The 11,462-nt window shown below is 46.4% G+C and carries 10 protein-coding genes; 9 read left to right on the top strand and 1 reads right to left on the bottom strand.

Annotated elements, in window-relative coordinates; translation table 11 throughout:
- Positions 1-229: 229 nt before the first annotated feature.
- Positions 230-1,165 (bottom strand): ribonuclease HIII, encoded by a 936-nt coding sequence (gene rnhC, locus CVD19_RS05645; protein ID WP_101580891.1) that lies wholly within the window; start codon positions 1,163-1,165, stop codon positions 230-232.
- Between the two features lie 155 nt (positions 1,166-1,320).
- On the opposite strand from rnhC, the gene zapA reads away from it, so the two are divergent.
- The 9 genes from zapA to CVD19_RS05600 all read left to right on the top strand — a co-directional run bounded on the left by zapA (position 1,321) and on the right by CVD19_RS05600 (position 11,443).
- Positions 1,321-1,581: a cell division protein ZapA gene (zapA, locus tag CVD19_RS05640; RefSeq protein WP_101581069.1), complete on the top strand. Its 261-nt coding sequence runs from the start codon at positions 1,321-1,323 to the stop codon at positions 1,579-1,581.
- Between the two features lie 6 nt (positions 1,582-1,587).
- A complete protein-coding gene (locus tag CVD19_RS05635) occupies positions 1,588-2,127 on the top strand; it encodes a CvpA family protein (RefSeq protein ID WP_101580890.1) in 540 nt (179 codons plus the stop codon).
- 168 nt (positions 2,128-2,295) lie between these two features.
- On the top strand, positions 2,296-4,032 hold the full coding sequence (gene polX, locus CVD19_RS05630) for a DNA polymerase/3'-5' exonuclease PolX (RefSeq protein WP_101580889.1): 1,737 nt from the start codon (positions 2,296-2,298) through the stop codon (positions 4,030-4,032).
- 14 nt (positions 4,033-4,046) lie between these two features.
- Positions 4,047-6,401, top strand: a complete 2,355-nt coding sequence (locus tag CVD19_RS05625) for an endonuclease MutS2 (protein ID WP_101580888.1) — start codon at positions 4,047-4,049, stop codon at positions 6,399-6,401.
- Positions 6,402-6,421: 20 nt separating this feature from the next.
- Positions 6,422-6,829, top strand: a complete 408-nt coding sequence (locus CVD19_RS05620; protein ID WP_101580887.1) for a DUF350 domain-containing protein — start codon at positions 6,422-6,424, stop codon at positions 6,827-6,829.
- A gap of 276 nt (positions 6,830-7,105) precedes the next feature.
- On the top strand, positions 7,106-8,806 hold the full coding sequence (locus CVD19_RS05615; RefSeq protein WP_101580886.1) for a long-chain-fatty-acid--CoA ligase: 1,701 nt from the start codon (positions 7,106-7,108) through the stop codon (positions 8,804-8,806).
- 221 nt (positions 8,807-9,027) lie between these two features.
- Positions 9,028-9,633, top strand: a complete 606-nt coding sequence (locus tag CVD19_RS05610) for a TetR/AcrR family transcriptional regulator (RefSeq protein ID WP_101580885.1) — start codon at positions 9,028-9,030, stop codon at positions 9,631-9,633.
- A gap of 18 nt (positions 9,634-9,651) precedes the next feature.
- Positions 9,652-10,425 (top strand): enoyl-CoA hydratase, encoded by a 774-nt coding sequence (locus CVD19_RS05605; protein WP_101580884.1) that lies wholly within the window; start codon positions 9,652-9,654, stop codon positions 10,423-10,425.
- Between the two features lie 244 nt (positions 10,426-10,669).
- The gene (locus CVD19_RS05600) at positions 10,670-11,443 is read left to right on the top strand and encodes an electron transfer flavoprotein subunit beta/FixA family protein (protein WP_101580883.1); all 774 of its coding nucleotides are present in this window, start codon (positions 10,670-10,672) and stop codon (positions 11,441-11,443) included.
- Positions 11,444-11,462 lie beyond the last annotated feature (19 nt).

Raw genomic sequence — 11,462 nt, 5'->3', positions numbered from 1 at the left:
TCCGGCTGCCTTTTACTATTATAGAATCTTGCTTTAGGGGCGGTCGAACCAGGTTGTAGTAATTAAGCGAAAAATCCGGTTCATTACGCGAAAACATAGCTCGATTACGCGAAAAAAGGGCCAATTAAGCGAAATTCAAAATAATTAAGCGAAATTAAAAATAATTGAGCGAAACCATCAAAACCAGCATGGATCCATACTACGATCAGCAGGCGTGCCTACAACCTCTTTATTTCCGGCAGGCAATCTTCAAAGCTTTCTCTGTATTAGCAAAATGCAGCTTCACAAACTGTGGCAAAACCTCTGCACCTTTCTCCTTAATGAGCCGGGCGGCGGCCTGGTCAACTTGCGAACCTGCGCCTTTGGGCAGAGTGAATCCAGCCTTTTCGCTTAAATTTTCGAAATGGCGGACAAATGCATACCGGGCGATCATGGAGGCGGCCGCGACTGCCAGGTGGAGACTTTCAGCTTTTGTACTGAACAGAACACGTTCCCTCGTAATGTTTTTCTGCCCCCGTAAGTAAGAGTAATAAATCTCCTCTTTCGCAAACTGGTCTATCAATATTGCCTCAGGCTCCTGTGGGGCAATTTTATTCAAAACATGCCCGATTGCCTGGTTATGAAGCATAGCCTTCATTTTCCCCTGGGACATTCCTGATGCCTGGAGATGGTTGTATTTTTCATTATGCAGTGTCAACAGGCTGTGGGGGACGAATTCGACAAGCTTTTTTGCGATCGCAATAATTTTATCATCTTTCAGGTTTTTCGAATCCTGTACACCAAGCTCTTTTAGAACGGGCAGATCCTTTTTTTTCACATAAGCCGCCACAACTGTGATTGGGCCGAAATAATCACCCGTGCCCACTTCGTCAGAACCGATGACCGACATCGAGCTGAGATTTGCAGGCAAATGTGGATTCCCAGATGCGTTTTCACCGGAAGAAACTCCAGTTGCCTGTCCCCCCTGGCTCCACCTTGCTGCCTCTGTTTCTCCTTCCTTTCCCTGAAAAAGGACTTTTCCCGATTTGTAGGCTGTTATTGAACAGTTAGGTGTCTTGGCTGCAAATACACTTCCTGGGGGAATTTTTGCAGTGAGATACCTGGCATAGTAAGATTTCATTTTTATAATTTCGCTCAAATTTTTATTCAGGACAGTATTTCCCAATTGTCTACACTCCTTATTGCGTACTAGGGCCGAAATTAATTACAATTTTAGACAAAACCCCTGAGCTTCCGATGAATTTATATTCCTATGGCTTTTCTGTGAATTATGTTCATGTTATAGTATAGATTAGGATTCTTTGAATGGGGGCAATAATGTTGTCAGGTACACAAAAAAATCGCACGACTGTTGACATATATGGTCAGCAATATACAATAGTCGGTTCAGAAAGCAGCAGCCATATCCGGCTGGTTGCCTCTATGGTTGATGACAAAATGCGTGAAATCAGTTCAGCGAATCCTTCACTTGATATAAATAAGCTGGCGGTTTTGACCGCTGTCAATGCGGTAAACGATTATTTGAAAATGAAAGACCACGCTGAACGGCTTGAACAAGAAATAAAAAGGGTAAAGGAATGAAGTTTCATGCTCGATCTTGCTGTTTTGGTTATTTTAATTATAGGCTTTTTCGTAGGGATAAAAAGAGGTTTTATCCTTCAATCCATCCATTTGACAGGATTCGTGCTCGCCTTTATAGCGGCCAATCTTTATTATGACGATCTGGCCCCACGGCTGCCCCTGTGGATCCCATATCCAAGCTTTGGAAGCGATTCCGCGCTGAGGCTGCTTTTTGACAATGCCAATCTGGAAGATGCATATTACCGGGCGATTGCATTTGTCGCTATTTTTTTCGCCGTAAAAATATTGCTGCAGCTCATCGGGTCCATGCTTGATTTTGTGGCCAATCTCCCAATTCTCAAGACATTGAATGTCTGGGCAGGCGGCGTGCTCGGGATCGTCGAGGTATATCTTATCCTGTTCATTCTATTATATATTGCCGCCCTTCTTCCAATAGAAGCAATCCAGACTCCGCTTAGTGACTCAGTCCTTGCTGAAAACATCGTCAAGAATACTCCTATTTTTTCAGAGCAGATTAAACAATTATGGATAGATTATGTGGCCTAACTTCTCTTAGCAGAGAAGTTTTTATTTGTGGCCCGGGCTCTGCTTGAATTCAATTAATTTCCCTCTAAACAACAATTTTTATAAAATAAAATGGGAAAGAATACAGGACCAACTTGCAGATGTATGTAAAACAATAAGGTGAATGTCTAAAAGGGCAGGTGCTATAAAATGTCAGCAAATAAAAAGGATATCGTGCGGTTGCTGGAAACGATCGCAATCTATATGGAATTAAAGGGTGAGAATCCGTTTAAGGTGGCTGCCTTCCGGAAAGCTGCAAATGCCCTTGAAACGGACGACCGCAGTCTTTCGGAAATGGGCGACCTAACCGAAATTTCCGGTATCGGAAAAGGCACGGCCGCGGTAATAGAGGAGTATGTGAACGAGGGCAGGTCAATCGTTTTGGAGGAGCTGCGGGAAGAGGTTCCAAGCGGGTTGGTTCCCCTTTTGCAGCTCCCGGGTTTGGGAGGCAAGAAGATCGCCAAGCTCTATAAGGAACTGGGTATTGAAAATGTACACGACCTCGAACAGGCTTGCCGGTCTGGAAAGGTTCAAAAGCTCGCTGGCTTTGGGGAAAAGACAGAAGAAAAAATCCTGGCGGCGATTGCAAATCACGGTACAAGGCCGGATCGGCTTCCGCTCGCATTCATGCTTGTCGTTGCAGAAATGATAGAGTCCCATCTCGAAAAGCTGACGGGAATTCAAAGATATTCAAGAGCCGGAAGCCTGCGGAGAATGAGGGAAACGGTCAAAGACCTTGATTTTATCATAGCCTCGCCTGAACCCAAAATTATAAAAGAACAGCTTGTCGGGCTACCGGACATAAAGGAAGTGGTCGCCGCCGGGGATACTAAAGTGTCTGTAACTCTTGGCCTCCAATATGATGTTAATGTTGATTTCCGCATTGTTGAACCGGCGCAGTTTGTAACAGCACTGCATCATTTTACCGGTTCCAAGGATCATAATGTAAGGATGCGCCAGCTGGCCAAGGACAGGGGCGAAAAAATCAGCGAGTATGGTGTTGAAAACATCGAGAGCGGTGAAATAAAAACCTTTGAGACAGAAGAAGCGTTTTACAATCATTTTGGGCTGCCATTCATTCCCCCGGAACTGCGGGAAGACGGAACAGAAGTTGATCATTTCCGGGAAGGCATGGACTTGATCTCCCTTGAAGATATTAAAGGCGATATTCATATGCATACCGCCTGGAGCGACGGTGCCCATTCAATAGAAGAGATGGCAGAAGCAGCAAGGGCGCGCGGGTACAAGTATATCGCCATCACAGACCACTCCCGCTACTTAAGGGTCGCAAACGGGCTGACCCCTGAGAGATTGCGTAAGCAGATTCAGGAAATAAAGGAAATAAATAAAAAGTATAACGATTTTACAATTTTGACAGGAACGGAAATGGACATTTTACCTGATGGAACGCTGGATTTTGATGATGACCTGCTCGCAGAACTGGATGTTGTCATCGCGTCGATACACTCTGCTTTTTCCCAGCCAAGGGAAAAAATCATGCAAAGGCTGAAAACAGCATTGGTCAATGCCAATGTTGATATTATCGCCCATCCAACCGGACGGGTCATTGGCCGGCGCCAAGGCTATAACGTGGATATAGACATGCTGATTGAGCTCGCCAAGGAAACAAATACTGCTTTAGAATTGAATGCAAGCCCTCACCGGCTTGATCTCGCAAGCGAGCACTTGCGAAAAGCACAGGCTGCCGGGGTTAAAATTGTCATTAATACAGATGCACACAGACTGGATACCCTGGTCGAAATGGATATAGGCGTATCATCGGCAATGAAGGGCTGGATTGTAAAAGAGTCAGTCCTGAATGCGATGGATGAAGTGGCTTTGCTGGATTTCCTTCATCGACGCCATGAAAGCCAGGATCCTTCTTAGAAGGAGGAAATCAAATGCACCAAAGAGTATTAAAAACATTGGAATTCGATAAAGTCCGGAACCAGCTAGTTGAACACGCTTCTTCATCGCTAGGCAGGGGAAAGGCAGAAAAGCTGGTTCCGTCAATAGATTATGAGGAAGTCGTCAGGCTCCAGAATGAAACCGACGAGGCAGCCAAAGTCCTTCGTTTGAAAGGCCATGTGCCACTTGGCGGAATATTTGACATCCGCCCGCACCTGAAACGGGCGGCAATTGGAGGCATGCTTAGCCCCCAGGAACTGACACAAATAGCAAGCACTGTACACGCAAGCCGCCAAATGAAAAAATTTCTCTCTGATATGGCGGAGGAAACCGACATACCAATCCTGCTGACCTATGCAAATGATATTGTGGTCCTTGCAGATGTGGAGGAGTCGATTAAAAACGCGATTGATGAAAGCGGGGAAGTGCTTGACAGTGCAAGTGATACACTTCGTTCACTAAGGCAGCAGCTAAGGTCGCGGGAGGCAAGGGTGCGTGAAAAGCTTGAAAGCATGATCCGTTCGTCAAACGCCCAGAAAATGCTGTCCGACGCGATCATCACAATACGGAACGACCGGTTCGTCATCCCGGTAAAACAGGAGTACCGTGGGCATTATGGCGGGATTATTCATGATACCAGCTCATCAGGGCAAACATTATTTATTGAACCCCAGTCGATTGTCCAATTGAACAATGAGCTTCAGGGAATAAGGCTCAGGGAACAGCAGGAGATAGAACGGATCCTGATTGAGCTTTCAGTCCTTGTCGGTGATCATGAACAGGAGCTGGCCGCAATTACAGAAATAATCGGTGAGCTGGATTTCATGTTCGCAAAAGCGCGTTATGGAAGCAGGATTAAAGGGTCGAAACCGGCAGTCAACAATGAAGGGAGAATTGTTTTATTTAAAGCCCGCCACCCGTTGATTCCAATCGATGAAGTAGTGGCGAACGATGTGGCCATTGGAAAAGATTACTCAACGGTCGTCATCACCGGACCTAACACAGGCGGAAAGACAGTTACGTTAAAAACTGTGGGCTTATGTACATTAATGGCCCAGGCAGGACTGCAGATACCTGCGCTTGACGGTTCGGAGACAGCCGTTTTTGATGCGGTATATGCAGATATTGGGGATGAGCAGTCAATTGAACAAAGCCTGAGCACGTTTTCTTCCCATATGGTGAATATCGTTGATATATTGCAGAAAGTGGACTACAACAGCCTCGTTCTGTTTGATGAGCTTGGAGCCGGTACCGACCCCCTGGAAGGTGCGGCACTTGCGATATCTATTCTTGATGAGGTATATGAGCGGGGAGCAAGAGTGATCGCGACCACCCATTACCCGGAACTGAAAGCTTACGGCTACAACCGGGAAGGTGTCATTAACGCAAGTGTCGAATTTGACGTAGAGACACTGAGCCCGACCTATAAGCTGCTGATCGGGGTTCCTGGCCGAAGCAATGCCTTTGAAATCTCCAAGCGGCTCGGATTGATGGATTCGGTCATCAGCAATGCCCGCTCCCATATAGATGCTGACAGCAGCCAGGTTGAAAGCATGATTGCTTCCCTCGAATCGAGCAAGCGCCAGGCTGAAAAAGAACTTGAGGAAGCGCATGAGCTGTTGAAACAGGCAGAAATGCTCCACAAGGATCTTCAAAAACAAGTGATGGCGTATTACGATAAAAAAGAACAACTGACGGAGAAAGCAAAAGAGAAAGCGGCCTCCATTGTCGAAAAAGCAAAAGAAGAAGCTGAAGAGATCATCAGTGACTTAAGAAAACTAAGGTTGGAGAAAAGTGCTGATGTAAAAGAACATGAGCTCATTGAGGCAAGAAGGCGCCTGCAGGAGGCGGCTCCTGTAAGAGTAACCGTGAAAACAGCAGCCAGGCAGGGCGCAAGAGTGCATGTATTCCAGCCTGGAGACGAGGTAAAAGTGCTGACTTTCGGCCAAAAAGGCCACCTGGTAGAAAAGGCTTCCAACAATGAGTGGCAGGTCCAGATCGGGATCCTTAAAATGAAAGTAAATGAAAAAGACCTTGAATATATTGAAACACAGAAGCAGCCGGAATTAAGGCATGTGTCCACAGTCAAAGGCAGGGATTCGCACGTCGGCCTGGAGCTTGATTTGCGTGGAGAGCGCTACGAGGACGCTCTTCTGAAGGTTGAAAAATATATTGATGACGCCCTGCTTGCTGGCTACCCGCGTGTTTCCATCATCCATGGCAAAGGAACGGGCGCGTTGAGGCAGGGTGTGCAGGAGCATTTGAAAAATCACAGGTCGGTAAAAAGAATCCGGTTTGGGGAAGCCGGGGAAGGCGGAACCGGTGTAACAATTGCAGAATTTAAATAATTCGCGGGGAGATTACGGCTATGGACCAATTTTGGACTAATGAGTATGTCACGACTGCCGGATATTACAGTGTGTCAATTTTATGCATGATTGTATTCCTGGCGGTTTTCGAGCTCGTCACGAAATACCGGAACTGGGATGAAATCAAAAAAGGAAACATCTCGGTAGCGATGGCAACAGGAGGAAAAATTTTCGGGGTGGCAAATATCTTCCGCCACTCCATCATGCAGAATGATTCCTTGATCACAATGATTGGCTGGGGAATCTTCGGTTTTCTGCTCCTGTTGGCCGGTTACTTCATTTTTGAATTTTTAACACCAAAATTCAATATCGATATGGAAATCGAAAATGACAACCGCGCGGTCGGCTTTATTTCGATGATCATATCAATCGGATTGTCTTATATAATTGGCGCGGGAATTTCTTAAGGGGAGAACGAATTGGAGACATTGGCGAAAGTATTGCTGGTCCTTTGCGGTATGTTTATGATAATCGGCCTTATTTACCTGATTTTCTTTGTATAACTGAATTGTCATGTTTTGTTACGCCGGATTAACCCGGCGTTTTTTTATTCTGAAAAAGTATAACCTGTACACCAAAATTCGAGCTTGTAGAGTATTCTATTTGTCAGAAAAAAATCATTATATTATAATAAACCCGAAACGAAAGAATTTTCTAAAAATTTTTTAAAAGGAGGCCAAAAGATGGAGATTAAGCCGTGGCTAAAGCAGTATCCTCCTGAAATTCCAGGAACTCTGGACTATAAAGAGGGACCGGTGCAGGAGTATTTAAGGGAGGCAGTCCGTGAATTCCCAAATAAATGTGCCATACATTTTATGGGGAAAGAAGTAACCTACAAAGAGTTGTATGAAGCTTCGCTAAAGGTTGCCGTTTATTTGCAGTCGCTTGGCATTAATAAAGGGGACCGGGTGGCCATCATGCTCCCGAATTGCCCGCAATCTGTAATCAGCTACTATGGCATTTTAATGGCTGGAGGCATTGTTGTTCAAACCAATCCTCTGTACATGGAACGAGAGCTTGAGTACCAGATGAAGGATTCCGGTGCAAAAGCAATCATAACGATGGATTTATTATTTCCCCGGGTGTCCAAAATTAAGGGCCAGACGGATTTGCAGCACATTATTGTAACCGCTATCAAAGATTTCCTTCCTTTTCCGAAAAATCTTATATACCCTTTCATCCAGAAAAAACAGTATGGTATCATTGTCAATGTCAAGCACGAAGGCAACAACCATTTACTGACCGAAATATTGAAGCAGCCAGTGCGGGAGCCGGCAGAGCATGAATTCAATTTTGAAGAAGACCTCGCCCTTCTCCAGTACACCGGGGGCACGACAGGGTTTCCAAAGGGTGTCATGCTGACCCATAAAAACCTCGTTGCCAACGCGGCAATGTGCCAGGCGTGGATGTATAGGTGCAAGCGGGGCGAAGAAGTTGTCCTCGGGATCCTGCCATTTTTCCATGTGTATGGCATGACAACAGTCCTCATCCTTTCAGTCATGGAAGGGCAAAAAATGGTCCTGCTTCCTAAATTCGATCCAGAAACAACGTTAAAAACGATTCAAAAACAGCGCCCGACGTTATTTCCCGGGGCACCAACAATATATATCGGCTTGCTGAACCACCCGGACCTTCAGAAGTACGACCTTTCGTCGATCGATTCATGCATCAGCGGCTCGGCCCCGCTTCCTGTCGAAATCCAGCAAAGATTTGAAGAACTGACAGGTGGCAAGCTGGTAGAAGGCTACGGACTGACTGAAACCTCCCCCGTAACACATGCAAATTTCCTGTGGGACAAAAAGCGGGTGGCGGGAAGCATCGGAGTTCCCTGGCCTGACACGGATGCGGCCATTTTTTCAATGGAAACTGGAGAACCGCTGCCGCCGGGTGAAATCGGAGAAATTGGAGTCCGCGGACCACAGGTTATGAAAGGCTATTGGAACCGTCCGGAGGAAACTGCCCAGGTGTTGAAGGACGGTTGGCTGATGACTGGCGATCTCGGCTACATGGATGAGGAAGGCTACTTTTACATTGTCGACCGGAAAAAAGATATGATCATAGCGGGGGGCTTCAATATTTATCCGCGTGAGATCGAAGAAGTGCTTTATGAGCATCCTGCAGTCCAGGAGGTCGTTGTTGCCGGAATTCCGGATCCTTACCGTGGAGAAACAGTAAAGGCATATATTGTACTGAAGGAAGGCAGCGAAGTGACGGAAGCTGAAATGAACGAATATGCCCGAAAACACCTGGCAGCCTATAAAGTGCCGAGGCATTATGAATTCAGGAGTGAGCTCCCTAAAACGGCAGTCGGTAAAATTCTGCGGAGAGCACTTGTCGACGAGGAAAAACAGAAAAATCTCGAGGAAGAGCAAAAACGAGCTTGATTGGCGCAAGCCTCTTTTCTTTTTGCAATTGAAGGCATGTCCCAGGTATGTGATCGTGATCGACTTTTTCTTGACAGAAAAGGACGGGATGACTAATATAAAAATATGAATGACTATTCATTCATTTTAACGTTTAATTTGTTTGGAAAGAGAATGCATAGAAGTCTGCCGCAAAGCTGATTGCTGTTCATTTAATCGTTTTCCTGGGAGGGGGGAGAGAATTGAAAAAAAACAAACCTAAATACCGGCAGATCATTGATGCCGCCGTAGTTGTGATTGCCGAAAACGGGTACCACCAGGCACAGGTCTCAAAGATTGCCAAACAGGCCGGTGTCGCTGACGGAACCATCTATTTGTATTTTAAAAACAAAGAAGATATTCTGATCTCCCTCTTTCGCGAAAAAATGGGTTCATTCGTTCAAAATATCGAGGAAGGCATTGCAGGAAAAGAGACAGCAACAGAGAAGTTATTAATGTTGGTAGAAAAACATTTTAAAATGCTTTCACAGGACCGGCACCTTGGAATTGTAACCCAGCTCGAACTCAGGCAGTCAAACAAGGACCTGAGGCTGAAGATCAATGAGGTGCTGAAAGGCTACTTGAAGGTGATCGACAAGATTGTCATTGAGGGTATTGATGCAGGTGAATTTTCAAGCTCGCTTGATGTTCGCCTGGCGAGGCAGATGATTTTTGGGACGATTGATGAAACAATCACGACATGGGTGATGAACGACCAGAAATATAAACTGCCAGCCCTTGCCAAGCCGGTACATCAGCTCCTTATCAACGGCTGTGGTTACCGAATGCAAGACCGTCCGGTTCTGTAAACAGATGGGGGGATATTAGTGGAGCATTTAAAATGGTCCGCGGAAGACAAGATAGCAGCAATCACTATTGCACGGCCTCCGGCAAATGCCCTTAGCTCAGCCCTGTTGAAGGAGCTTTCGGCCATTCTGGATGAGATTGAATCGAACAGCGATATCAGGATCGTGCTGCTCCATGGTGAAGGTAGATTTTTTTCCGCTGGGGCAGACATCAAGGAGTTCACGACAGTAAAGTCCGGGGGCGAATTCACAAAGCTGGCCGAATACGGGCAGGAACTCTTTGAGCGGATTGAAACCTTTCCAAAGCCAGTCATCGCAGCAATCCACGGAGCAGCGCTTGGAGGCGGACTGGAGCTTGCGATGTCCTGCCACTTCCGTCTGGTAAGTGAAAATGCAAAACTCGGCCTTCCTGAGCTTCAGCTTGGATTGATACCCGGATTTGCCGGAACCCAGAGGCTTCCAAGATATGTTGGCGCAGCAAGGGCAGCCGAGATGATGTTAACCAGCGAGCCGATTACCGGCCTTGATGCGGTACAATACGGCCTGGCCAACCATGCGTACCCTGAAGAACAGCTTCTTGAAAACGCCTACAATATAGCCAGAAAGATTGCCAAAAAGAGTCCCGTTTCCGTCAAAGCTGCGCTCTATCTGCTTAAATTCACGAAAACTGACAGCTATTACAGCGGGGTGAAGCGGGAGGCCGAACTGTTCGGGGAAGTGTTTGCCTCAGAAGATGGCCAGGAAGGAATCTCAGCATTCCTTGAAAAAAGAGATCCGGATTTCAAGGGAAGATAACCGGCACGCAAAATTTTTTTACAATGAATATTTTCAATCTTTAGAACTGGTGAAATGTTTAGATTGACTGGTAAATTGTCCAACTGCAGCGCCTAGCCCCGGGTCGTAAGTCGGCGGCTTTCGCCTTACGCCTGTCAGACTTGCTCAGGATGTACTGACGTCGACGTTTCCACAGGACGTGACGTTTTTAGTCGACGTTCCGCTTATCCAAGGCGCTTCCGCATTTCTATTTAGGAGGGAAACCATGAACATTTACGTTTTGATGAAAAGGACTTTTGATACGGAAGAAAAAATCACGATTGCCAATGGCGCCATCAACGAAGATGGTGCAGAGTTTATTATCAACCCTTATGACGAGTACGCGATCGAGGAAGCAATCCAGGTCCGCGACGCCCAGGGCGGAGAAGTCACCGTCATTTCCGTAGGAAACGAAGAGACCGAAAAACAGCTTCGCACTGCACTGGCAATGGGAGCAGATAAAGCTGTCCTGATCAATACAGAGGATGACCTCGATTATGGTGATCAATTCACCACTGCGAAAATTCTTGCTGAGTACTTGAAGGATAAAGAGGCTGACCTGATCATTGCAGGCAATGTTGCGATTGACGGAGGTTCCGGACAGGTGGGCCCAAGGGTTGCAGACCAGCTTGGAATTCCATATGTAACAACAATCACAAAGCTTGAAATTAACGGTCAAACCGTAACTGTGACCCGGGATGTTGAAGGGGATGCAGAGGTAATTGAAACAAGCCTCCCGCTCCTTGTCACAGCCCAGCAGGGGCTGAACGAGCCGCGTTACCCGTCTTTGCCAGGGATCATGAAGGCCAAGAAGAAGCCGCTGGATGAAATTGAGCTTGATGACCTGGATCTTGAAGAGGATGACGTGGAAGCGAAGACAAAAACGATCGAAATCTACCTGCCTCCAAAGAAAGAAGCGGGAAAGGTGCTTTCAGGCGACCTGCCAGACCAGGTCAAAGAGCTTGTGAACCTGCTTCATACCGAAGCGAAGGTAGTCTGATAAGGGATAGGCGAGAATA

The sequence above is a fragment of the Bacillus sp. T33-2 genome (assembly GCF_002860205.1).
Taxonomy (GTDB): domain Bacteria; phylum Bacillota; class Bacilli; order Bacillales; family Cytobacillaceae; genus T33-2.
Note: the sequence above shows the minus strand (reverse complement) of the source record. Positions and strands in the feature narration are given on the sequence as shown.